Source organism: Enterobacter sp. E14S, from assembly GCF_055666685.1.
Genome location: NZ_JBVODQ010000012.1, coordinates 22,964 through 47,357 on the forward strand (window position 1 = coordinate 22,964; position 24,394 = coordinate 47,357).

The 24,394-nt window shown below is 56.9% G+C and carries 22 protein-coding genes; 16 read left to right on the plus strand and 6 right to left on the minus strand.

What is annotated here, in order from left to right; translation table 11 throughout:
* Positions 1 to 149 precede the first annotated feature (149 nt).
* The 9 genes from ACZ6J2_RS19180 to ACZ6J2_RS19220 all read left to right on the plus strand — a co-directional run bounded on the left by ACZ6J2_RS19180 (position 150) and on the right by ACZ6J2_RS19220 (position 8,822).
* Entirely contained in the window at positions 150 to 1,664 is a 1,515-nt protein-coding gene (locus ACZ6J2_RS19180; RefSeq protein WP_471726452.1) for a sugar ABC transporter ATP-binding protein, read from the plus strand.
* Between the two features lie 2 nt (positions 1,665 to 1,666).
* A complete protein-coding gene (locus ACZ6J2_RS19185; protein WP_348559357.1) occupies positions 1,667 to 2,662 on the plus strand; it encodes an ABC transporter permease subunit in 996 nt (331 codons plus the stop codon).
* Between the two features lie 32 nt (positions 2,663 to 2,694).
* Positions 2,695 to 3,636 (plus strand): ABC transporter substrate-binding protein, encoded by a 942-nt coding sequence (locus ACZ6J2_RS19190; RefSeq protein ID WP_021242935.1) that lies wholly within the window; start codon positions 2,695 to 2,697, stop codon positions 3,634 to 3,636.
* Between the two features lie 49 nt (positions 3,637 to 3,685).
* Positions 3,686 to 4,372: a D-lyxose/D-mannose isomerase gene (locus tag ACZ6J2_RS19195; protein ID WP_032662557.1), complete on the plus strand. Its 687-nt coding sequence runs from the start codon at positions 3,686 to 3,688 to the stop codon at positions 4,370 to 4,372.
* A 10-nt stretch (positions 4,373 to 4,382) separates the two neighbouring features.
* The gene (locus ACZ6J2_RS19200) at positions 4,383 to 5,243 is read left to right on the plus strand and encodes a ketose 1,6-bisphosphate aldolase (protein ID WP_471726490.1); all 861 of its coding nucleotides are present in this window, start codon (positions 4,383 to 4,385) and stop codon (positions 5,241 to 5,243) included.
* On the plus strand, positions 5,240 to 6,256 hold the full coding sequence (locus ACZ6J2_RS19205; RefSeq protein ID WP_471726491.1) for a carbohydrate kinase family protein: 1,017 nt from the start codon (positions 5,240 to 5,242) through the stop codon (positions 6,254 to 6,256). Before ACZ6J2_RS19200 ends, ACZ6J2_RS19205 begins: the two co-directional genes overlap by 4 nt.
* A 240-nt stretch (positions 6,257 to 6,496) precedes the next feature.
* Entirely contained in the window at positions 6,497 to 7,075 is a 579-nt protein-coding gene (locus ACZ6J2_RS19210) for a hypothetical protein (protein WP_155279730.1), read from the plus strand.
* A gap of 17 nt (positions 7,076 to 7,092) precedes the next feature.
* A complete protein-coding gene (locus tag ACZ6J2_RS19215; RefSeq protein ID WP_471726453.1) occupies positions 7,093 to 8,295 on the plus strand; it encodes a transporter in 1,203 nt (400 codons plus the stop codon).
* A complete protein-coding gene (locus tag ACZ6J2_RS19220; RefSeq protein WP_471726454.1) occupies positions 8,295 to 8,822 on the plus strand; it encodes a C39 family peptidase in 528 nt (175 codons plus the stop codon). The genes ACZ6J2_RS19215 and ACZ6J2_RS19220 overlap by 1 nt, the downstream gene beginning before the upstream one ends.
* 2 nt (positions 8,823 to 8,824) lie before the next feature.
* On the opposite strand, the gene ACZ6J2_RS19225 is transcribed toward ACZ6J2_RS19220, so the two are convergent.
* Positions 8,825 to 9,556, minus strand: coding sequence for a response regulator (locus tag ACZ6J2_RS19225; protein ID WP_047646875.1), 732 nt, complete (start codon positions 9,554 to 9,556; stop codon positions 8,825 to 8,827).
* 256 nt (positions 9,557 to 9,812) lie between these two features.
* On the opposite strand from ACZ6J2_RS19225, the gene fdhF reads away from it, so the two are divergent.
* The 3 genes from fdhF to ACZ6J2_RS19240 all read left to right on the plus strand — a co-directional run bounded on the left by fdhF (position 9,813) and on the right by ACZ6J2_RS19240 (position 13,232).
* Entirely contained in the window at positions 9,813 to 11,960 is a 2,148-nt protein-coding gene (fdhF, locus tag ACZ6J2_RS19230) for a formate dehydrogenase subunit alpha (protein ID WP_126331190.1), read from the plus strand.
* Positions 11,961 to 12,283: 323 nt separating this feature from the next.
* Positions 12,284 to 12,436, plus strand: a complete 153-nt coding sequence (locus ACZ6J2_RS19235) for a Hok/Gef family protein (protein ID WP_032644722.1) — start codon at positions 12,284 to 12,286, stop codon at positions 12,434 to 12,436.
* Between the two features lie 121 nt (positions 12,437 to 12,557).
* The gene (locus ACZ6J2_RS19240) at positions 12,558 to 13,232 is read left to right on the plus strand and encodes a tetratricopeptide repeat protein (RefSeq protein WP_471726455.1); all 675 of its coding nucleotides are present in this window, start codon (positions 12,558 to 12,560) and stop codon (positions 13,230 to 13,232) included.
* Between the two features lie 80 nt (positions 13,233 to 13,312).
* Here ACZ6J2_RS19240 and gltP read toward each other — a convergent pair whose 3' ends face one another.
* On the minus strand, positions 13,313 to 14,626 hold the full coding sequence (gene gltP, locus ACZ6J2_RS19245) for a glutamate/aspartate:proton symporter GltP (protein WP_023310067.1): 1,314 nt from the start codon (positions 14,624 to 14,626) through the stop codon (positions 13,313 to 13,315).
* 423 nt (positions 14,627 to 15,049) lie between these two features.
* Here gltP and acs point away from each other — a divergent pair, with 423 nt between their 5' ends.
* The 3 genes from acs (at position 15,050) to actP (ending at position 19,047) form a co-directional block, all read left to right on the plus strand.
* Positions 15,050 to 17,008, plus strand: a complete 1,959-nt coding sequence (gene acs, locus ACZ6J2_RS19250; RefSeq protein WP_471726456.1) for an acetate--CoA ligase — start codon at positions 15,050 to 15,052, stop codon at positions 17,006 to 17,008.
* Between the two features lie 78 nt (positions 17,009 to 17,086).
* A complete protein-coding gene (locus tag ACZ6J2_RS19255; protein WP_023310065.1) occupies positions 17,087 to 17,401 on the plus strand; it encodes a DUF485 domain-containing protein in 315 nt (104 codons plus the stop codon).
* Positions 17,398 to 19,047, plus strand: a complete 1,650-nt coding sequence (actP, locus tag ACZ6J2_RS19260) for a cation/acetate symporter ActP (RefSeq protein WP_471726457.1) — start codon at positions 17,398 to 17,400, stop codon at positions 19,045 to 19,047. The genes ACZ6J2_RS19255 and actP overlap by 4 nt, the downstream gene beginning before the upstream one ends.
* A 32-nt stretch (positions 19,048 to 19,079) precedes the next feature.
* Here the strand turns inward: actP and ACZ6J2_RS19265 are convergent, their stop codons facing one another.
* Both ACZ6J2_RS19265 and ACZ6J2_RS19270 read right to left on the minus strand, forming a co-directional pair.
* Positions 19,080 to 19,769 carry an LrgB family protein gene (locus ACZ6J2_RS19265; RefSeq protein ID WP_023310063.1) on the minus strand — a complete coding sequence of 230 codons (690 nt, stop codon included), beginning with the start codon at positions 19,767 to 19,769 and terminating at the stop codon, positions 19,080 to 19,082.
* Complete coding sequence (locus ACZ6J2_RS19270; protein WP_021242769.1) at positions 19,762 to 20,172, minus strand: CidA/LrgA family protein; 411 nt, start codon at positions 20,170 to 20,172, stop codon at positions 19,762 to 19,764. Before ACZ6J2_RS19270 ends, ACZ6J2_RS19265 begins: the two co-directional genes overlap by 8 nt.
* A 102-nt stretch (positions 20,173 to 20,274) precedes the next feature.
* Here ACZ6J2_RS19270 and ACZ6J2_RS19275 point away from each other — a divergent pair, with 102 nt between their 5' ends.
* On the plus strand, positions 20,275 to 21,162 hold the full coding sequence (locus ACZ6J2_RS19275) for a LysR family transcriptional regulator (protein WP_471726458.1): 888 nt from the start codon (positions 20,275 to 20,277) through the stop codon (positions 21,160 to 21,162).
* 75 nt (positions 21,163 to 21,237) lie between these two features.
* On the opposite strand, the gene ACZ6J2_RS19280 is transcribed toward ACZ6J2_RS19275, so the two are convergent.
* Both ACZ6J2_RS19280 and ghxP read right to left on the minus strand, forming a co-directional pair.
* Positions 21,238 to 22,884 (minus strand): Na+/H+ antiporter, encoded by a 1,647-nt coding sequence (locus ACZ6J2_RS19280; protein WP_023310060.1) that lies wholly within the window; start codon positions 22,882 to 22,884, stop codon positions 21,238 to 21,240.
* A gap of 150 nt (positions 22,885 to 23,034) precedes the next feature.
* A complete protein-coding gene (ghxP, locus tag ACZ6J2_RS19285; RefSeq protein ID WP_023310059.1) occupies positions 23,035 to 24,384 on the minus strand; it encodes a guanine/hypoxanthine transporter GhxP in 1,350 nt (449 codons plus the stop codon).
* Positions 24,385 to 24,394: the final 10 nt, after the last annotated feature.

Here is a 24,394-nt window from a genome sequence, read left to right on the forward strand (position 1 = left end):
ACCCTGGCCCTCTCCCACGGGGAGAGGGAAAAGAGAAATGTGACGGCGATTAGCTATTCATAACTATGACAAATATGAACAGCTTCTGACATTTTGCATTTACGCACCTGTGATGAAGTGCAGATATCGGCATTCGCAGGAGATCCGCCATGAGCAGAACCCCGGTATTAGAGATGCGCAGCATTGCCAAAACGTTTGGCAGTTTCCACGCGCTCAAGGGTGTGGATTTGACGGTCTTTCCCGGAGAGATCCACGCGCTGATGGGCGAAAACGGCGCGGGAAAAAGCACGCTGATGAAAATCCTCGCGGGAGCCTATACCGCCACCAGCGGTGAGATCCTGATCGACGGTCAGCCGTTTCACATTAAAGGGCCGAAAGATGCGCTGGCCGCAGGCATTACCCTGATATATCAGGAGATGCAGCTCGCGCCCAATCTGACCGTTGCCGAAAATATCTTTCTCGGCAGCGAGCTGTCGCGCGGTGGGATGGTTCAGCGCAAAGAGATGGCCGCCCAGGCGCAGGCGGTGATTGAGCGCCTCGGCGCGCAGTTCAATGCCACCGACCTGGTGATGAAGCTGACCATCGCCGAGCAGCAGCAGGTGGAAATAGCCCGCGCGCTGCACCGCAACAGCCGCATTCTGGTGATGGATGAACCCACCGCCGCCCTCTCCTCGCGGGAAACGCACCGCCTGTTTGAACTTATTTTGCGCCTGCGCGATGAAGGGATGGCGATCATCTATATCAGCCACCGCATGGCGGAAGTGTATGAACTTTCTGACCGCGTCAGCGTTCTGCGCGACGGGCAGTACGTCGGCAGCCTGACGCGCGACAAGCTGAACGCCTCCGAGCTGGTGCGCATGATGGTGGGCCGCCCGTTAAGCGACCTGTTCAACAAAGAGCGTGATATTCCCCTCGGCAGCCCGCGCCTCAACGTCCACCACCTCACCGACGGTAAAAAAGTACAGCCGTGCAGCCTGCAGGTACGTTCCGGCGAAATCGTCGGGCTGGCGGGACTGGTGGGGGCCGGACGCTCCGAGCTGGCGCAGCTGGTTTTCGGCGTGCGTAAAGCCACGGGCGGGATGATTGAGGTGGACGGCGAGCCGGTGGTGATCCACTCCCCGCGCGCGGCCATCGAGAACGGCATCGGTTTTCTCACCGAAAACCGCAAGGAGCAGGGGCTGTTTCTGGAGCTGGCGGCGCAGGAGAACATCACCATGGCGACGCTGGAGCGCGACGCGACCTTCGGTATGTTAAACCGCAAAAAAGCCCAATCGATTTCCGATGACGCCATTGCATTGCTCAACATCCGCGTACCGCATTCGCAGGTGCGCGCGGGCGGACTGTCCGGCGGCAATCAGCAAAAGCTGCTGATCTCCCGCTGGGTAGCGATTGGCCCGCGCATTCTGATTCTGGACGAACCCACGCGCGGCGTGGACGTCGGCGCAAAAAGCGAGATCTACCGCATCATGAACCAGATGGCGCGCAAGGGGGTGGCGATTCTGATGATCTCCAGCGAGCTGCCGGAAGTGGTGGGGATGAGCGACCGGGTGTACGTGATGCGGGAAGGCAGCATCGCGGGTGAGCTTCACGGGCACGATATCTCTCAGGAAAACATCATGACGCTGGCAACCGGCGTGAACGACACACATCATCAGGCGGTGTAATTATGACAACTCCTACCCATCCGCAGCAGGTGGCGAAATCCGCCTCCGCCAAAAAAATGCTGATGAGCGATCTGATGCAAACGGTCGGCATCCTGCCGATTCTTATCCTGATTGTGGCGGTATTTGGCTTTATCGCCCCGAACTTCTTCACCGAGAGCAATCTGCTCAACATTACCCGTCAGGCGTCGATCAACATCGTGCTGGCGGCGGGAATGACCTTCATCATTTTAACCGGCGGGATTGACCTCTCCGTGGGCTCGATTCTGGGCACCACGGCGGTAGCGGCGATGGTGGTCTCGCTTATCCCTGAATTTGCGATGCTCTCCATTCCGGCCGCGCTGATGCTCGGCATGGTGCTGGGCCTGTTCAACGGCGCGCTGGTGGCCTTTGCAGGGCTGCCGCCCTTCATCGTGACGCTCGGCACCTATACGGCGCTGCGCGGCGCGGCGTATCTGCTGGCGGACGGCACGACGGTCATTAACTCCAGCATCAGCTTCGAGTGGATCGGCAATAACTACCTCGGCCCGATTCCGTGGCTGGTTGTCATTGCCCTTGCGGTGATTGCGGTGTGCTGGTTCATCCTGCGCCGCACCACGCTCGGCGTTCACATCTACGCGGTGGGCGGCAACATGCAGGCGGCGCGCTTAACGGGCATTAAGGTCTGGCTGGTTCTGCTGTTTGTCTACGGCATGAGCGGCCTGCTCTCCGGGCTTGGCGGCGTGATGAGCGCCTCGCGCCTCTACAGCGCCAACGGCAACCTCGGCACGGGCTACGAGCTGGATGCGATTGCGGCGGTGATCCTCGGCGGCACCAGCTTCGTCGGCGGGATCGGCACGATCACCGGCACGCTGGTAGGCGCGCTGATCATCGCCACCCTCAATAACGGCATGACGCTGATGGGCGTCTCCTACTTCTGGCAGCTGGTGATCAAAGGGGCGGTGATCATCATAGCGGTGCTGATCGACAAATACCGTACCCGACACCATCAAAGTGCATAACAACAAAACCCTACAGCTTCGAGGAAAACAACATGCGTTTGAAACCGTTAGTGACCGCGCTCTGTGCTGGCGCGCTGCTTGCCGCAACGCCGTTTGCGCAGGCAAAAGATCTGAAGTCCATCGGCGTGACGGTGGGCGACCTGGCTAACCCGTTCTTCGTGCAGATCACCAAAGGTGCCGAGCTGGAAGCGCGCAAGCTGGCTGGCGATAACGTCAAGGTGACGCTGGTCTCCAGCGGGTACGATCTGGGCCAGCAGGTGGCGCAGATCGATAACTTCATCGCCGCGAAGGTGGACATGATCATCCTCAACGCCGCAGATTCCAAAGGGATCGGCCCGGCGGTGAAGCGCGCGAAGGACGCCGGGATCGTGGTCGTTGCGGTTGACGTGGCGGCGGAAGGGGCGGATGCGACCATCACCTCCGATAACACCCAGGCGGGCGAAATGGCCTGTAAGTACATTACCGACCGCCTGAAAGGCAAAGGCAACGTGGTGATCATCAACGGACCGCCGGTCTCTGCGGTGCAAAACCGCGTGGAAGGCTGCCAGACGGAATTCAAAAAACATCCGGATATCAAGGTGCTCTCGGATAACCAAAACGCCAAGGGCAGTCGTGAAGGCGGTCTGGAAGTCATGACCTCCCTGCTGGCGGCCAATCCGAAGATCGACGGCGTGTTTGCGATTAACGATCCGACGGCGATCGGTGCCGATCTGGCCGCGAAGCAGGCTCAGCGCAACGAGTTCTTTATCGTCGGCGTGGATGGTTCTCCGGACGGTGAGGAAGCGCTGAAGCGCGAAAACTCCCTGTTTGTCGCAACCCCGGCGCAGGATCCGCAGGTAATGGCGGCAAAAGCGGTGGAGATCGGCTATGACATTCTACAGGGCAAACCTGCGCCGAAAGCGCCGGTGCTGATCCCGGTGACGATGATCGATAAAAAGAACGTCGGCACGTATAAGGGCTGGACGGTTAAATGATCCTTTTCCCTCTCCCGCAGGGAGAGGGAACTGTTTTCAAGGAGTCCCCATGAAACGCTCCGACATCAATGAAATTCTCGGCCACACGCGACAGTTTTTTTCCATGCACGACGTGCACCTCCCGCCGTTTGCCAGCTTCCCGCCCACAAAATGGCAGCAGCTTGACCAAGCCGCATGGCAGGAGGTGTTCGACCTCAAGCTCGGCTGGGACGTGACGGCGTTCGGCGGCAACAGCTTTGCCGCTGAGGGCCTGACGCTGTTTACCCTGCGCAACGGCTCGCCCAACGGCGTGCCTTATGAAAAGTGCTATGCCGAAAAAATTATGCACGTGCGCGACGGCCAGGTGACGCCGATGCATTTTCACTGGCGCAAGCGGGAAGACATCATCAACCGGGGCGGCGGGAATCTGATTATTGAGTTATGGAATGCAGGGGCGCATGAAGAGACGGAAAACACCGACGTGACGGTCACCGTCGACGGCTGCCGTCAGACCCACGCGCCCGGCAGCCAGCTGCGCCTCACACCAGGGGAAAGCATCTGCCTGACACCCACTCTGTACCACAGCTTCTGGGGCGAACGCGGCTTCGGCGACGTGCTGGTTGGGGAAGTGTCATCGGTAAACGACGACGAGCACGACAACCACTTTTTGCAGCCCATTGCCCGCTATAACAACATCGAAGAAGACGAACCGGCGCTGCTGGTGCTGTGCAACGAGTACAACCTGTTCCGGATATAAGGAGTAAATGATGCCATTGATCTCTCTTGCCGACGGTCTGGAGCACGCCAGGGCGCATCGCTACGCGCTGGGCGCGTTTAACGTGCTCGACTCCCACTTCCTGCGCGCGCTGTTCGCCGCCGCGCAGCAGGAACGCTCGCCGTTTATCATCAACATCGCCGAAGTGCATTTTAAGTACGTCTCCCTGGATTCGCTTGTCGAAGCGGTTAAGTTCGAAGCCGCCCGTCACGATATTCCCGTAGTGCTCAACCTCGACCACGGCCTGCATTTCGAGGCGGTGGTGCGCGCCCTGCGCTTAGGGTTCAGCTCGGTGATGTTCGATGGCTCTACGCTGAGCTATGAGGAGAACATTCGCCAGACGCGGGAGGTGGTGAAGATGTGCCACGCGGTCGGCGTGTCGGTGGAGGCGGAGCTGGGCGCGGTCGGTGGCGATGAAGGCGGCGCGCTGTACGGTCATGCGGATGAAGCGTTCTTTACCGACCCGCAGCTGGCGCGCGAGTTTGTCGATTCAACCGGCATCGACGCGCTGGCGGTTGCCATCGGCAACGCGCACGGCAAATACAAGGGCGAGCCGAAACTCGATTTCCCACGCCTGGACGCCATTCGCCAGCAGACGGGGCTGCCGCTGGTTTTACACGGCGGCTCCGGGATTAGCGATGCCGACTTCCGCCGCGCCATCGAGCTCGGCATTCATAAAATCAACTTCTACACCGGCATGTCGCAGGCTGCACTCGCTGCCGTGGAGCAGCGCATGGCGAACCGCCAGCCGCTGTACGATGAATTTGCCGAGCTGCTGCTGGGGATAGAAGAGGCGATTACCGATACGGTCGCCGAACAGATGCGCATCTTCGGCAGCGCGGGGCAGGCATAATGGAACGCAAAGGCATCATCGCCGCAGGCAACATGCTGGTGGATCACGTCCACCAGATCGTGCAGTGGCCGGAGCGCGGCTGGCTGGCGGAAATCACCCACAGCGAACGCTCAACCGGCGGCGCGCCGCTCAACGTGCTGCTGACGCTGGCAAAAATGCACGTTGGCCTGCCGCTGCAGGCGGTGGGGCTGATTGGTGAAGATGCCGACGGGGACTACATTCTGGCGATGCTCGACCAGTACCACGTCAACCGTCAGCGCGTCCAGCGCACCACCTTTGCACCGACCTCCATGTCGCAGGTGATGACCGATCCCAGCGGACAGCGCACCTTCTTCCACTCGCCGGGCGCCAACCGCCTGCTGGATCTTCCCGCCTTCGATCGCTTAGACGGATCGATGAAGATCTTCCATCTCGGCTACCTGCTGCTGCTCGACAGCCTGGATATGCCCGATGACGAGTTTGGCACCCGCAGCGCGCGCCTGCTGGCGCAGATGCGCGACCAGGGGTATGAAACGTCGCTCGATCTGGTTTCCCGCAAGGGCGACCCGCGCTATCAGCCGCTGGTGCTCCCAGCCCTGCGCCACCTTGATTATCTGGTGATTAACGAGCTGGAAGCTGGGGAGTTTAGCGGCCTGACAATGCGTGATGTAAACGACGCCCCGCACGTTGCCCATATCGCCGATGCCGCGGCGCAGCTGCTGGCGGCCGGCGTGCGTCAGCGGGTGGTGATCCATTGTCCGGAAGGCGCATGGGGTGAAGCACGCGGCGAAGAAGGCCGCTGGATCCCATCCCAGTCGCTGCGGCAGGAAGAAATTGTTGGCAGTGTGGGGGCAGGTGATGCCTTTTGTGCCGGGTTCCTTTTCGGTTGTCATGAACGTTGGCCCCTTAAGCGCAGCGTTTCCCTGGCGCATGCCTGTGCACGAGCAAGCTTACTTTGCGCAAATGCCATTGATGGCGCGAAAACGCTGGAAGAGCTGAAAACGTATCTTGAGGATAATTCAGCCCCTACCTGAATTAAGGGTAAAGGGGAATATAACTTTATCGTAAATCACCCTGCAAGCGGCGCTATATCTCTGCTGCAATATATATGCGTAAAATTTAAGCTGATCAATTATCAAGCATTCATATTAATCATATTTAAAGTTTACGCCGCATCTGCCGTTTTTCCTTGCGTTATCCATCGGTCATGTTCACTTACCCTTAAGATGAATACACATCAGGATAACAACATTAATTTACCATAAGGAAAAACTATGAAGCATAGAATTATGCTGCTAACGGCATTGTTATTCTCCGGCATAACACATGCCGCAGTAACTGAATTAAGTGACACGCAACTATCGCAAATTAATGGTAAAGGAAACGGCCTTGTTACCAACCCAGTGTTCCCAATACCTAAACCAACAACCCCAACCAACCCTTGGGCTGGGATAAAGTTTCCGAAATACTCCAGTCTGACGTTGACCGACTCCGGCAGCATAAAAAAACCTCTTGAAGGGTTTGATACCATCACCGGAACAAATTTTGTTGGCATGCACTATATGAATATGATTCATAACTTCGGCGTGGATGAAGATAGTCGAAATTACGTATTGCACAGCCAGGACTTCGTCAACGGCCCGACAACGATTACCGATACCGGCGATGGTAAAAAATATTCGGTCGTTGGTGATGTGTGGCGCTACGCGCGCAGTACTGAAGGCCGTTTCGAAGCAGCGAAATCATCGGTTGTTGAAGAGTATTATCGTGTCGTGAACACCGATGGGACCTTATCGAACCAGGCACTGCGCTGGACAAAATGGAACCGCGACATCAATATGACAAAGTGGTGATTTAAATGATGTCGAGAGTGGCTGGCGTCGTTGCGCCATTTATATTTGTTACGATTGCGCATGCTGACATTCTCAGACTGAACAACGGAGACAATATCACTGGAGATATTGTCTCCTTTAAAGATGGTGTGTGTGTTTTTAGCACACCCTATGGTTCAAGTCTGCGGATCAGCGCTGATCAAATAAAAACGATAGACACCGATAAGCAGTATGCAGTGACGTTTAAAAATGGTGACAGAATCACGGGGTTCCTTAAATCAGATAGCAATCATTCAGCATCCATTGTGCGAAAGGATAACGTTTATCCCATTTCCTTCCCGGATGTGACCCATTTCGACGTCGTCAGAAAAGATAATAGTCGAATTGCTAATATAGAGAAAAAGCAGGAGGAGTATAGCGCGCCCATTAGTTATCTTTCCGACTATACGGTTCTGCTTAATCACGGGGAAACTGACGTTGATTTTGGTTTCAAATACCGCACATGGAAATCCACGTCCTCATTGCCGCAGCAGGGGCCTTATCAAGTTTCCAGTTATTCGATTAAAAAACTTTATTTTTATGTTTCGCCAAAATTCGGTATTACCGACAGGCTTAGCGTCTGGTTGAACGTACCCTGGACCTACACAAAAATCGAAGATGTTTCGAGTAATGCCTGGACCCGGGATACCTCTCAGGGCCATATCGGCGACATATCGGCCGGTATCCAGTATCTGCTACTGAAAGAGAATAATGATCATCCATCCGTGACGGGCTCACTTGCCGTTAATACGCCGACCGGGCGCAAAAAATACGTCTCCGACCTGGACGCCTGGAAGCAGCCGCTGAATAACAGCGAAGGATACTGGAGCCTGACGCCATCCCTGACGTTTGTGCGGATTGCGGATCCCGTAACCTTTTTTGGCGGTATCTCATACGAAAAAACGTTTGAGACCAGTAAAGGTGGGGAGCGAATTAAAGCAGGCGATACCGCATCGGCATTCCTGGGCACCGGTTTCGCTCTCAATAATGTCAGTTCGTTGGGCAGCAGATTTACCTATAGCTGGTCAGATAATATGAAATACGAAGGGCGTACCATGAAAGGCACCAGCCAGGAGTCTGAATCGCTTGCATTTTATTTCTCTTATCTGCTATCACCGCGTTTCAGTATTACGCCTGAAGTCTCCTTCCCACTGGAGACAACGGGTTCAACGTTCGGCGTCAGCATGACAAGGAACTTCTGATGAAATGGTCAGCGGCATGTTTATTGTTACTGGCCTGCCATGCGCAGGCCTATAACGCAACCATGAAAGGCTGGATGCGCTTGCGTACAGACGGGATTGTTCGCCAGACGACCGATTTTTCATGCGGGCCAGCAGCGCTGTCGCTCCTGCTAAATACCCGCTTTTCACTGGAGATCAGAGAGATCGATATCATCTCAGATATTATCTATCGCGCTGAGCCTGGGACAGAAGCGGAGAAACTGCAAACAGGTTTTTCCCTTCTCGATCTGAAAAATGCGGCTCAGCGTATGGGTTTTCAGGCAAAAGGCCTCCGATATGACGTTAATGAACCACTGACGATTGACCAACCCATGATCATCCCTCTGGAAGGGGAAAAGTATTCGCATTTTGTGGTGATCACCGCCATTCATAATGACACTGCAGAAATTCTCGACCCGGAAACAGGACGAAAATCGATGCCATTGTGGCGTCTAAAATCAGAGTGGAAAGGTTACGCATTGAAAACGGAGGGACTGATAAAACCTTAGTATTACGCTGCTTTCTCGCTATGGGAAACGTCGGTGGCAAACACGTAACCCAGCCCACGGATGGTTTTAATGAGCGCAGGCTGATGCGGATTCGCCTCGATCTTCCGGCGCAGGCGCATGATCAACACGTCAATCGTGCGGTCGAACACGTCCGCGCTTTCGCTGTGGGTCAGCTCAAGCAGCTGGTCACGACTCAGCACCCGACGGGCATTTTGCGTAAGCGCCAGCAGCAGGCCGTACTCGCCCTGGGTTAAGGGGACAGGGTTACGCTGCGGATCGCTCAGCTCACAGCGGGTGGTATCGAGCGTCCATCCATTAAAAGCAATCCCCGCTACGGGCGCTGCGGGGACTTCCGCAGCCAGCACGCCGGTACGGCGCAATACCGCTTTAACGCGGGCGACCACCACGCGCGGGTTGAACGGTTTGCCAATGTAATCGTCGGCCCCCATCTCCAGCCCCACCACCACGTCTGACTCACTACCCAGCCCGGTTAACATGATCACCGGTAGCGCCGGGCGCTGCTTTTGCAGCTGCAGCAAAACCTGTAAGCCATTGATATCCGGCAGCATCATATCCAGCAGCACCAGCGCGATATTCGGCTCCTGCTGTACCTGCCGCAGTGCATCCTGGCCGTTATGGCAGACAAGCACGCTAAAGACGTGCTCGCTCAGCACGTCCTGAAGCAGTTCGCAGACTGCCGTATCGTCATCAACCACCAGGATCGCCGGTTTCATCGTATGCTTCCGTCAGGGGATTATGTTAAGTCTGAACCATTCTGCCGTCGGCTCCAGTCAAATGGTTTTTTCAGTGACGGAAATTCAACCCATGTCACATCCGCTGCCCTGTCGACACGTCAATTTTGACGATTGGCTGCTTTTTGTCAGGGTTTTCACCGCGAAGGGACCGTAAAGTCAGGGTATACCCATACAAAAAACATGGCACAGAAGCTGCATAGTGGGTGCGAATGATTCGATTAACTGGAGCAGACTGATGAAAAAAGTCGTCACGGTTTGCCCTTATTGTGCCTCAGGTTGCAAGATCCACCTGGTGGTCGATAACGGCAAAATCGTCCGGGCGGAGGCCGCACAGGGGAAAACCAACCAGGGCACGCTATGCCTGAAAGGTTACTACGGCTGGGATTTTATTAACGATACCCAAATCCTCACCCCGCGCCTGAAAACCCCTATGATCCGCCGCGAGCGCGGCGGCAAGCTGGAAGCCGTCTCCTGGAGCGAGGCGCTGGATTACGTCGCCACGCGTCTGAGCGCCATCAAGGCCAAGTATGGCCCGGATGCAATTCAGACCACCGGCTCTTCACGCGGGACGGGGAATGAAACCAACTATGTGATGCAAAAATTCGCGCGCGCCGTTATTGGAACCAATAACGTCGACTGCTGCGCTCGCGTTTGACACGGCCCATCGGTTGCAGGTCTGCACCAGTCGGTCGGTAACGGCGCAATGAGTAATGCCATCAACGAGATAGATAACACCGATCTCGTCTTCATCTTTGGTTATAACCCGGCGGATTCTCACCCTATCGTCGCGAACCACGTTATTCGCGCTAAGCAGAACGGGGCGAAAATCATCGTCTGCGATCCGCGCAAAATTGAAACCGCGCGCATTGCGGATATGCACATCGCGTTGAAAAACGGCTCGAACATCGCGCTGTTGAACGCAATGGGGCACGTCATTATTGAGGAGAACCTGTACGACCAGGCGTTTGTCGCGACCCGTACGGAAGGTTTTGAAGAGTATCGGAAAATTGTCGAAGGCTATACGCCAGAGTCGGTGGAAACAATCACCGGCGTCAGCGCGCAGGAGATCCGCCAGGCGGCACGGATGTATGCCGGGGCGAAAACCGCCGCCATCCTGTGGGGAATGGGCGTGACCCAGTTCTATCAGGGCGTGGAAACCGTGCGTTCTCTGACAAGCCTCGCAATGCTGACCGGCAATCTGGGTAAAGCGCACGTCGGCGTCAACCCGGTACGTGGGCAGAATAACGTTCAGGGCGCCTGCGATATGGGCGCGCTGCCGGACACCTACCCGGGCTACCAGTACGTGAAGTTCCCGGAAAACCGCGAGAAATTCGCGAAGGCCTGGGGCGTGGAAAGCCTGCCGGAACACACCGGGTATCGCATCAGCGAGCTGCCGCACCGCGCGGCGCACGGCGAAGTGCGTGCGGCCTACATCATGGGTGAAGATCCGCTCCAGACCGACGCCGAGCTGTCTGCGGTGCGCAAAGGGTTTGAGGATCTGGAGCTGGTGATTGTCCAGGATATCTTCATGACCAAAACCGCGGCGGCGGCGGATGTGATTTTACCGTCGACCTCCTGGGGCGAGCATGAAGGCGTCTACACGGCGGCGGACCGCGGCTTCCAGCGCTTCTTTAAGGCGGTCGAGCCGAAGTGGGATCTGAAAACCGACTGGCAGATCATCAGCGAAATCGCCACCCGCATGGGCTACCCGATGCACTACAACAACACTCAGGAGATCTGGGACGAGCTGCGCAGTCTGTGTCCGGACTTTTATGGGGCAACCTATGAAAAAATGGGTGAGCTGGGATACATCCAGTGGCCGTGTCGGGATGAGTCCGAAGCCGACCAGGGGACGTCATACCTCTTTAAAGAGAAGTTCGACACCCCGAACGGGCTGGCGCAGTTCTTCACCTGCGACTGGGTCGCGCCGATCGATAAACTCACCGACGAGTATCCGATGGTGCTCTCCACCGTGCGTGAAGTGGGCCACTACTCCTGCCGTTCGATGACGGGTAACTGCGCCGCGCTGGCGGCGCTGGCGGACGAACCGGGCTACGCGCAAATCAACACCGCCGACGCTGAGCGCCTCGGCATTGAGGATGAAGCGCTGGTGTGGGTGAATTCGCGCAAAGGCCGGATCATTACCCGTGCGCAGGTCAGCGATCGTCCGAACAAAGGGGCGGTCTATATGACCTACCAGTGGTGGATTGGCGCCTGTAACGAGCTGGTGACGGAGAACTTAAGCCCGATAACCAAAACGCCGGAGTATAAATACTGCGCCGTACGCGTGGAGCCGATTGCGGATCAGCACGCTGCAGAACAGTATGTCATCGACGAATATAACAAGCTGAAAGCCCGACTGCGCGAAAGCGCAATGGGCTGAAGCCGTTAATTCATCAGTGAATAAAGGGAGTGAGATATTCACTCCCTTTTTATTTCCGATTAACTCATCAAATATATCAATTATTATTCTGGAAAGCGGCTCGCAGAAATAATGTAATTCTCGCGAAAAAGAATTACATCTTTGCATTTTAATTCAGAGGGATAAGATGTGCGGCGGGTGCTTAAGACTTTCTGTCTTGAGCATTGTTGAGGGACAGAAAGTAGAAAGCCCCGGGAAATTTTCATTTACCCGAGGCTACTCTCCCTCAACTCCGACAAGTTGAGAGTAGCCTCTTATTCTTTTTTTGACAAGGAGTAAAAGGCATGACGCCATTAAAAACTGCGTTAGGCATTGTCTTTATTATTTGCCTGACGATAGTGATCTTTACCTTTATTACTCGAGGTAAGTTATGCGAGTTTTCAATAAAGGGTGAACATCAGGAGGTGGCGGCAAAATTAGCCTGTAACGCAGGCTAACCTCTACGGGCGGAACCTTGGTTCCGCCCGGCTTGCAGGATGCTGAGGTCTTAATGCACCCATTTTTTTCTTCTGTCGCCGCGATTATACTGCGCGGCGTGTACCCCGATGATAAGACCCCATGAAACATATTTTTCTGTTGTTGTTACTTTTTACATCGCTTGTCCGTGCCGACGAGATTGGCAGCCAATACAAAGAACAGGCTGAAGCGGGCGATGCCCGTGCCCAGTATTATTTGGCCGATACATACTTTAGCTCCGGTGACAGCAAGCAGGCCGCGCTGTGGGCCGAGAAAGCCGCTAAAGGTGGCGATGTCGACGCCATGGGGCTGCTCTCTCAAATCCTCTTTACCCAGGGAAATTATGCGCAAGCTAAGGCACTGGCGCAGCAGGCAACCATCGCGGGCAGCAAACGCGGCGCGATCATGCTGGCGCGCGTGCTGGTCAACACTCAGGCTGGTACAACCGACTATCCCCAGGCCATCAAACTGCTGCAAACGGCGGCCGAAGATATCGACAACGACTCTGCGGTAGATGCGCAAATGCTGCTGGGGCTGATTTATGCCAACGGCGTTGAAGTGGCCCAGGACGACGTGCAGGCCGCCTCGTGGTTCAAGCGGAGCTCGGCACTTTCACGCACGGGCTACTCCGAGTACTGGGCAGGGATGTTGTTCAGGCAGGGTGAGAAAGGCTTTATCACGCCCAATAAACAGAAAGCGCTGTACTGGTTGAACCTGAGCTGCACTGAAGGGTTTGATACGGGATGCGAAGAGTTTGATGCGCTGAGCGGAGAGTAAAGTGCCGGGTGGCGGCTTCGCCTTACCCGGCCTACAAAACCCGTAGGCCCGGTAAGCGCAGCGCCACCCGGCTTAGGATGTTACTGGTCGGCCGTCTTATCAAAACGACCCAGCACCTCGCGTTCATACGCCAGCGCTTTTTTACGATCGAATTTGTGTTCCCACTTGGCGATAACCAGCACCGCCAGGGCATTCCCCACCACGTTCAGCGCCGTACGCGCCATGTCGAGGATACGGTCGACGCCGGCGATAAACGCCAGACCTTCCAGCGGAATACCGACGCTTCCAAGCGTTGCCAGCAGCACCACGAAGGAGACGCCCGGAACGCCTGCAATACCTTTTGACGTCACCATCAGCGTCAGCACCAGCACGATCTCCTGCCACAGCGACAGGTCAATGCCGTACAGCTGCGCAATAAAGATAGCGGCGATGCTCTGGTACAGCGTCGAACCGTCCAGGTTAAAGGAGTAGCCGGTCGGTACCACGAAGCTGGTAATAGAGGCAGGCGCGCCGTAGGCTTCCATCTTCTCAATGATGCGCGGCAGCACGCTCTCAGAACTTGCCGTGGAGTACGCCAGAATCAACTCATCTTTCAGGATGCGAATCAGGATCCAGATGCTCAGCCCGCACAGGCGCGCCACGATCCCCAGCACCACCAGCGCGAAGAACAGAATGGCGAAGTGCACCAGGAGCACCAGCTTCGCCAACGGCCACAGGGAGGCAAAACCGAAGTTCGCCACGGTCACCGCGATAAGCGCAAACACCCCTACCGGCGCGTAACGCATCACCATGTGGGTCACTTTGAACATGGTTTCGGAGATAGAGCGGAACACGGTCACCAGCGGCTCACGGTGCGTCGCCGGCAGGGAAGAGAGCCCCAGACCAAACAGCACCGAGAAGAAGATGATAGGCAGCATCTCGCCCTTCGCCATCGACGCCACGATGTTGGTCGGCACCAGCGACAGGATAGTGCCCATCAGGCCATGCGCATGACTCTGCACGTCAGCGGTCGTACTTTGGTATTTCGAAATATCCACCGTTGCCAGCTGCGACATATCGATCCCGGAACCCGGCTGGAACACGTTCGCTAGCGTGATACCGAGGATAATCGCAACCGTAGTGATCACTTCGAAATAGATAATGGTTTTCGCACCAATACGGCCTAACTGCTTCGCATCGCCGACGCCCGCAATACCGACCACCAGAGTCGAGATCACAATCGGCACCACAATCATCTTGATCAGATGAATAAAGATATCCCCTGCCGGTGAAAGCAGGTTCGCAATCAGCCATTCGCGGCTGTCGCTGTGATAGTGGAGGTAACTGCCCAGCAAGATGCCCAGCACAAGGGCGATTAAGATCTGCCAGGCAAGGCTGACTTTAACGTTTTTCATAGAAACTGACTTCCTCAATGAAGCGCCTTATTCACTCAAACTGCATGAACAGGGAGACATACTGAAAGGGTATGAATTGTGTTGCGTTGGTTTATGGGATTTTTTAACGCGGCGTATGAGTATCATTTGCGCGACCTGTTGCGCAAGCCTTAAAGAACGACGCGTTTCACTCACAAAAGCGACGATGACGGGAGTTTGTTCTAATTCTGATAAATAACCTTTTGTTATAAAAACGCTTTTTTAAACATAAATGTGAATAATCGTCAGCATCAATTATTTTCCTTCAAAGTTTCATTCGCTCAATTTTCATACTCTTCAAACAATGCGTGATCTGTAGCCCAAATAATAAACAAAGCTTGTAAAGCCCCTACAATTAACGTTTTTGCGACATATTATTAACATCTTACAAGGAGAAAAAAAGCCATGAGCCAAATACATAAACACGACATTCCCGCAAATATTGCGGACCGTTGCCTGATCACCCCGGAGCAGTACCACGAGAAATATCAGCAATCTATCACCGCCCCGGACACCTTCTGGGGTGAGCAGGGCCATATCCTTGACTGGATCAAACCTTATCAGAAGGTGAAGAACACCTCCTTTGCGCCCGGCAATGTCTCCATTAAATGGTATGAAGATGGCACCCTGAACCTGGCGGCGAACTGCCTCGATCGTCACCTCGCCGAGCGCGGGAATGAGACGGCCATCATCTGGGAAGGCGATGACGCTTCGCAAAGCAAACATATTACGTACCAAGAGCTGCACCGCGACGTGTGCCGTTTCGCCAACGTCCTGCTGGAAAAGGGCATTAAAAAAGGCGATGTGGTTGCTATCTATATGCCGATGGTGCCTGAAGCGGCGGTGGCCATGCTGGCCTGCGCGCGTATCGGCGCAATTCACTCGGTGATTTTTGGCGGGTTCTCGCCAGAGGCGGTTGCGGGCCGTATTGTCGATTCCAGTTCAAAACTGGTGATCACCGCCGATGAAGGCGTGCGCGCCGGGCGCGGAATCCCACTGAAGAAAAACGTCGACGAAGCGCTGAAAAACCCGAACGTCAAAACGGTCAGTAACGTTATCGTCCTTAAGCGTACCGGCGGCAAAATCGACTGGAACGAGGGGCGCGACCTGTGGTGGAGCGACCTGATTGAGAACGCGAGCGATCAGCATCAACCGGAAGAGATGAACGCCGAAGATCCGCTGTTCATTCTTTACACCTCCGGCTCCACCGGTAAGCCGAAAGGCGTCCTGCACACCACCGGTGGCTATCTGGTCTATGCGGCCACCACCTTCAAATACGTCTTCGACTACCATCCGGGCGACATCTACTGGTGTACCGCCGACGTGGGCTGGGTTACCGGACACAGCTATCTGCTGTACGGCCCGCTGGCCTGTGGCGCAACAACGCTGATGTTTGAGGGCGTACCAAACTGGCCGACCCCGGCGCGTATGTGTCAGGTGGTCGACAAACACCAGGTCAACATTCTCTACACCGCGCCAACGGCGATCCGCGCACTGATGGCGGAAGGCGATAAAGCCATCGAAGGCACTGACCGCTCTTCATTGCGCATCCTCGGTTCGGTGGGTGAGCCAATCAACCCGGAAGCCTGGGAGTGGTACTGGAAGAAAATCGGCAACGAGAAATGCCCGGTGATGGACACCTGGTGGCAGACCGAAACCGGCGGCTTCATGATCACTCCGATGCCGGGCGCCACGCAGCTGAAGGCCGGTTCAGCAACCCGTCCGTTCTTCGGCGTGCAGCCTGCGCTGGTGGATAACGAAGGCAACCCGCTGGAAGGCGCCACCGAAGGCAACCTGGTGATCACAGACTCCTGGCCTGGTCAGGCGCGTACCCTGTTCGGCGATCACGATCGCTTCGAGCAGACCTACTTCTCGACCTTTAAAAACATGTACTTCAGCGGCGACGGCGCGCGTCGTGACGAAGACGGCTATTACTGGATAACCGGGCGCGTGGACGACGTGCTGAACGTCTCCGGCCACCGTCTGGGCACCGCTGAGATTGAATCGGCGCTGGTGTCGCATCCGAAGATTGCCGAAGCGGCGGTTGTGGGCATTCCGCACAACATCAAAGGCCAGGCGATTTACGCCTATGTCACCCTGAACCACGGTGAAGAACCGTCGCCTGAGCTCTACGCTGAGGTGCGCAACTGGGTGCGCAAAGAGATTGGCCCGCTGGCGACGCCGGACGTGCTGCACTGGACAGACTCGCTGCCGAAAACCCGTTCCGGCAAAATTATGCGTCGTATCTTGCGCAAAATCGCGGCTGGAGACACCAGCAACCTCGGTGATACCTCAACGCTCGCGGATCCTGGCGTGGTGGAAAAACTGCTCGAAGAGAAGCAGGCCATTGCGATGCCATCGTAACCCCCTCACCCTAACCCTCTCCCTCAAGGGAGAGGGAACAATAAAACCTCCCCTACAAATACTTCTGGAGACTCTGTGATGAATAACGATATTTGTCAGCAGATAGAGAATAGTGCGCACTACAGGGAGCTCGTCGATAAGCGGCAACGGTTTGCCTTCATCCTTTCCATCATCATGCTGGTTATCTACGTCGGCTTTATTCTGCTGATCGCCTTTGCCCCGCACTGGCTGGGCACCCCGCTGCACGAGGGGACCAGCGTGACGCGCGGTATTCCGATTGGCATTGGCGTGATTGTGATTTCATTCTTGCTGACCGGCGTCTACGTCTGGCGCGCGAACGGTGAATTCGATCGACTTAATAAAGCGGTACTGCAAGAGGTAAAAGCATCATGAAGAGAGTTCTGACGGCGCTCGCCGCCACGCTTCCCTTTGCCGCCCACGCGGCGGATGCCATTACCGGCGAGGTCCAGCGCCAGCCAACCAACTGGCAGGCCATTGTGATGTTCCTGATTTTCGTCCTGCTGACGCTGTACATCACCTACTGGGCGTCGAAACGCGTGCGCTCCCGTAACGATTACTACACCGCTGGCGGCAACATTACCGGCTTCCAGAACGGGCTGGCGATTGCGGGTGACTTTATGTCCGCCGCCTCGTTCCTCGGGATCTCCGCGCTGGTGTATACCTCCGGCTATGACGGCCTGATTTATTCCCTCGGCTTCCTCGTCGGCTGGCCGATCATCCTGTTCCTGATTGCCGAACGCCTGCGTAACCTGGGCCGCTATACCTTCGCTGACGTGGCCTCCTATCGCCTGAAGCAGGGGCCGATTCGCACCCTCTCCGCCTGCGGTTCGCTGGTGGTGGTGGCGCTGTACCTGATTGCGCAGATGGTCGGCGCGGGTAAATTGATCGAACTGCTGTTCGGCCTGAACTACCACGTCGCGGTGGTGCTGGTTGGCGTGCTGATGGTGATGTACGTGCTGTTCGGCGGCATGCTGGCAACCACCTGGGTGCAGATCATCAAAGCCGTCCTGCTGCTGTTCGGCGCCAGCTTTATGGCCTTTATGGTGATGAAGCACGTCGGGTTCAGCTTCAATAACCTGTTCACCGAAGCGATGGCAGTCCACCCGAAAGGGGACGCGATCATGAGCCCGGGCGGGCTGGTGAAAGACCCGATATCCGCGCTCTCGCTCGGTCTCGGCCTGATGTTCGGTACCGCGGGCCTGCCGCATATCCTGATGCGTTTCTTCACCGTGAGCGACGCGCGTGAAGCGCGCAAGAGCGTCTTTTACGCCACCGGTTTCATGGGTTACTTCTATATCCTCACCTTTATCATCGGCTTTGGCGCGATCATGCTGGTGGGGGCGAACCCGGCGTTTAAAGACGCGGCGGGCGCGCTGATTGGCGGTAACAACATGGCAGCGGTGCACCTGGCCGACGCGGTGGGCGGTAACCTGTTCCTCGGCTTTATCTCCGCCGTGGCCTTCGCCACCATTCTTGCGGTGGTTGCAGGGCTGACGCTGGCAGGCGCGTCTGCGGTATCGCATGACCTCTACGCCAACGTCTTCCGCAAAGGCGCGAGCGAGCGCGACGAGCTGAAGGTCTCGAAAATCACCGTGCTGGTGCTGGGCGTCGTGGCGATTCTGTTAGGCATTCTGTTCGAGAAGCAGAACATCGCCTTTATGGTGGGGCTGGCCTTCTCGATTGCGGCAAGCTGTAACTTCCCGATCATCCTGCTCTCCATGTACTGGTCGAAGCTGACCACGCGCGGCGCGATGATTGGCGGCTGGCTGGGGCTGCTGACGGCGGTGATCCTGATGATTCTGGGCCCGACCATCTGGGTGCAGATCCTCGGTCACGCAAGCGCTATCTTCCCGTATGAATACCCGGCGCTGTTCTCGATTGCCGTGGCGTTTATCGGCATCTGGTTCTTCTCGGCCACCGACAATTCGCCGGAAGGTAACCTGGAGCGTGAGAAATTCCGCGCCCAGTTCATCCGTTCTCAAACCGGCCTGGGCGTTGAGCAGGGCCGCGCGCACTAAGCCTTTCTCCCCGGTCATTCTGGCCGGGGAGCTTAAAACATCACCCACGCCACCAGCGGCGCAATCAGCACCATCACTACGCCTGAGAGCATCATCACCAGGCTCGCGACAACGCCCTCCTGCTGCCCCAGCTCATACGAGCGTGCCGTGCCCGCCCCGTGCGACGCCGCGCCAAACCCCGCGCCTTTCGCCATCCCTTCCCGGATCGACAAGCGCAGGAACAACATATCGCCGACCGCCATACCGAACACACCCGTCACGACAACAAACAGCGCCACCAGATCCGGCTGCCCGCCGAGCGGTTTAGCGGCCGCCAGCGCAAACGGCGTGGTCACCGAACGCACCGCCAGGCTGCGCTGAATTTCATCGGGCAGCGTAAACAGCCGCGCCAGCCAGACGGAGCTGCACACCGCGACCACCGTGGCGGTGATGACGCCCGCGCTGAGCGACATCCAGTGGCGTTTGATAATCGCCAGGTTGTCGTAAACGGGGACGGCAAAAGCGATGGTCGCCGGGCCGAGCAGCCACAGCAGCCAGTGGGATTCGCCAATGTAGTTCTGCCAGGAGATGTGGCCGAAGACCAGCATCAGCACCAGCAGGATCGGCGTGAAGACCAGCGGCATCAGCGGCAGGGCATGAAAGCGGCGATACAGCCGCTTGTTGGCAAAGTAGATCGCCAGCGTCGCAATCAGGCACAAGACGCTGATCTGAAAATTAGTCATGTTTGTGCCTGCTGATTTCAAAGCGATACACTTTATCCACCACCCAGGCGGTCGCCCCCAGCACCATCAGCGTACTCAGCGCGATCACCGCAAAGATTCGCCAGCCGTCCACCATCAGCAGCTGCGCATAGTTCACCACCGCCACCACCGCCGGAACAAAGAACAGCAGCATCTCCGCCAGCAGCCAGCGCGCCCCGGCGCGCACCCAGTTAAGGGGGATCACGCGGCACAGAATAAGCGTCAGCATCAGCAGCATCCCGACAAGATTGGCGGGCAGCGGCAGATGCAGCCAGCCGACAAGATATTCCGCGAAAACAAACAGTCCCGCGTAGAGCAGTACCTGAACCGGTACCTGGAGTCGTTGCACAACGGCAGGCGTAACACGGCTTAACGCCACGGCCATGGGGGTTTTCCTCAAAAATGAGACGAGGCGCCAGTATAGAGAGCGCACGGTATGGACTGAAATGAATTAAAATCATCACAGGTATAGTTTCGAGGAATAATCATGGACATAAGAACGCTGCGCTATTTTGTCGAAGTGGTTCGTCAGCAAAGTTTTACCCGCGCAGCGGAGAAGTTATTTGTTACCCAGCCCACCATCAGCAAGATGCTGAAAAACCTCGAAGATGAGCTGAACTGTACCCTGCTGATCCGCGATGGGCGCAAGCTACTGCTGACCGATACCGGACGCGTGGTGTTCGAACGCGGGCTGGCGATTCTGGCGGAGTTTCGCCAGCTGGAAGCAGAGCTGGGTGATATCAATCATCTGAAGAAAGGGGTGCTTCGCCTCGGCATTCCGCCCATGGTGGGGATGATGATGGCCGGGCCGATCGGCCTGTTTCGCCAGCGTTATCCCGGCGTTGAGCTGAAGATTTCGGAGTTTGGTGGGTTAACCGTCCAGCAGGCCGTCACCAACGGCGAGCTCGACGTGGCAATGACCGCCCTTCCCGTTGAGGAAGAGAGCGGTCTGGCGACGCTTCCGCTCTTTAGCCACCCGCTATGCGTGCTGGTTCCCCGCTCCGGCGACTGGCTGAAGTTAGACTCGGTGAGACCTGAACTGCTCGGCGAGCACCCTCTGCTGATCTACAACGAAGACTTCGCCCTCAGCCGCCAGCTAATGACGCTGTTTAACCAGCATAACGTCAAGCCGCGCATAGCGGTGCGCAGCGGACAGTGGGATTTCCTGGCGGCGATGGTACAGGCCGGCGTGGGGATTGCCATTCTGCCGCGGCCGATTTGCGAACGTCTGGATAAAAACACGCTGCGCTGGATCCCGCTGGAGAGCGACCTGCACTGGCAGCTGGGGATGATCTGGCGCGAAGGGGTGTATTTATCGCAGAGCGCGCAGGCATGGCTGCAATGTTGTGAGGGGTTTTGGGTGCCCTCACCCTAACCCTCTCCCACAGGGAGAGGGAACCGATCGAGCACGCAGGCCCGGTAAGCGCAGCGCCACCGGGCAAAGACAGCGCTACTGATTCTCTATCAACAGCGCTTCCAGCAGGTCCAGATCGTGCAGCAGCTTTTGCAGCGTTTCGTTGCTGATCTGCCGCGTGGCGCGCAGATGGTACAGCTCGGCGCGCTCTGAGCGCAGCGCCGCCAGGCGGAACCGGCGCTCCAGGTTCTCCTCCTGCAGCGAGCTTTCCACGTCGTTACGCCCGTCCGCGCGGCGGCGCAGGTTACCAATCACGCGGGAACTCACCTCCGTCAGCAGCTGATTATCGATGTTCTCTTCCGCATCCGCGGCCAGACGCTCTTCCATTTTCTGAATCGCGACAATTGCCACTTCGGCGGTAGCTGCCCGGGCAATACGCTCCTCTTTATGCTGCTGGGTCGAATCCCCGGCATCAATATGCTGGAGTAAAATCGGCAGCATAATTACGCCGACAAACAGGGAGAACAGAATCACGCCCGCCGCCAGGAAGACCAGCTCGTAGCGCGCCGGGAAGACGTCGCCCGTGGGCAGCAGCAGCGGAATGGAGAGCACACCGGCAAGGGTGATCGCCCCGCGTACGCCCGCAAAAGAGGCGATCAGCAGCTCACGCGTTGTCCACGAGCCGAACTCCATCGGCTTTTTCTTCAGGAAACGCACGCTGAAGTTTTTCATCGTCCACAGCCAGCCGAAACGCACCAGCATCAGCGCCATGTAGATCAGCACGATGTCGGTAAACAGCATCCAGACCTCAACGTTCGGATCGGCTTCCGCCGCCACCAGCGAGGATTCCATAATGCCCGGCAGCTGCAGGCCCAACAGCAGGAACACCATGCCGTTAAAGACAAATTCCAGCATGGCCCAGGTGCTGTTGGCACGCAGACGCATGGCCAGCGGCGCGCGGCGCATTACGCCGGAACGGGTGATGGTCATCCCCGCCGCAACCGCAGCCAGAATGCCCGACACGCCGATATGTTCGGCAATCAGATAAGAGGCAAACGGCAGCAGGAACAGCAGTACGATCTGCGTTGCGGGCTCATCGCCGCCCCAGCGGCTGAGGAAGCGCAATGAGCGGCCGTACAGCCAGCTCACCACGAAGCCTGCGAGAATACCGCCAATCGCTACCTTGAAGAATTCCAGCGTCGCGCCGCCGACGGTAAAGACCATCGTGCCCATCGCAACGGCCACGGCAAACTTCAGGGCGACCAGGCCGGAGGCGTCGTTCATCAGCGCCTCACCCTGTAAAATCCCCATGATTTTCTTCGGAATACGGCCTTCACCCACAATGCCGGACAGCGCCACGGCATCGGTTGGCGACAGCACGGCGGCCAGCGCAAAAGCCGGTATTAATGGAATACCCGGTACCGCCCAGTAGATCAGAAAACCAATCCCGACGACGGTGACCACCACCAGCGCCAGCGCCAGGCCGAAGATCTCGCGCCCATGCTCAAGGAATTCGCGGGTGGGCGTTTTCCAGCCATCGGCAAACAGCAGCGGCGGAATAAACAGCACGAGGAACAGTTCGGGGTCAAATTCCACGTGCAGGCCAAACGTCGGCCACGCCAGCAGCGCGCCGATGGCAATTTGCATTAATGGCAGGGGGACCTGAAAGGGCAGTACGCGTGTAACCACCCCGGATAGCGAGACCACAAGGGTCATGATGAGTATTGTGAAGAAGATTTCCATGCGTTCCCTGTTTGCTGTGTTGCTTATGTACTCCGGAAGGCGTCGTGCCTTTTATTCTATCTTCTCCAGAGTAACGCAAAAGGCAACAGGATGAGTCCTGAAAATAAAAACGGGCGGCCTGAGCCACCCGTTTTCGCATCAATGGACAACTTAGATTGCCCAGCCGCCCGCGTAGAAGGCTACCAGCGCAACGGCGATAATCACGGTGCCGACGTTCAGCTTGCGCCATTCACCGGAGACCAGACGACCAATCACCAGCGACGCGAAGCCGATCATAATACCGGTCACGATGTTACAGGTCAGGACGATGAAGACCGCGGTAATCAGGCCAGACATCGCGTCCACGAAATCCGCAAAATCGATTTTCGCCACGTTGCTCAGCATCAGCAGGCCAACGTACATCAGCGCTGGCGCGGTCGCATACGCCGGAACCAGATAGGAGAGCGGAGAGAGGAACAGGATCAGCATGAACAGCACGCCGACGGTGATCGCCGTCAGGCCGGTTTTACCACCTGCCGCCGTACCCGCTGCGGACTCGATGTACACCGCCGCAGGCGCCGCACCTACCAGACCAGAGAAGACGCTGCTCAGGGAGTCGGTAGTCAGCGCTTTGCCGCCGTCAATAATCTGACCGTCTTTATCCAGCAGGTTCGCCTGACCGGCCACCGCACGAATGGTACCGGTCGCGTCAAACACGGCGGTCATGACCAGCGCCAGCACGCTTGGCAGGATCACCGGGTTCAGCGCGCCAACGATATCCAGGCTGCCAATCAGGGAGTTGCCTTTGTCATCGCTCAGAGACGGCATGGCGAAGATACCGGAGAAGTGTACGGTCGGATCGAAAATCAGGCCGACAATAGAAACACCGATAATGGTCAGCAGAATGCCGCCCGGGACTTTCAGTTTTTCCAGACCGATAATCACCGCCAGACCGATCAGCGACATAATCACCGGGAAGCTGGCGAAGTGGCCCAGCGCTACCGGCAGACCGTCCAGCGGGTTCTTGATGACCAGACCAACGCCGTTGGCGGCGATCAGCAACAGGAACAGGCCGATACCGATGCCGGTACCGTGCGCCACGCCCTGCGGCAGGTTGCGCAAAATCCAGCTACGGATGCCGGTCGCTGAAATCACGGTAAACAGCACACCCATCAGGAACACGGCCCCCAGCGCAACCGGTACGCTGATGTGCTGACCCAGCACCAGACTGAACGCGGTAAACGCGGTCAAAGAAATGGCGCAACCAATCGCCAGCGGCAGGTTCGCCCACAGACCCATCACGATGGAGCCCACGCCGGCTACAAGGCAGGTCGCCACAAAGACAGCCGCTGGCGGGAAGCCTGCTTTTCCCAGCATGCCCGGCACAACGATGACGGAATAAACCATCGCCAGAAACGTTGTCAAACCGGCAACAATTTCCTGGCGCACGGTGCTGCCGCGGGCCGAAATTTTAAACATGGCGTCAAGTGAACCGCCAGTACGCGCAGATGGCGTAGACATAGAAAACATC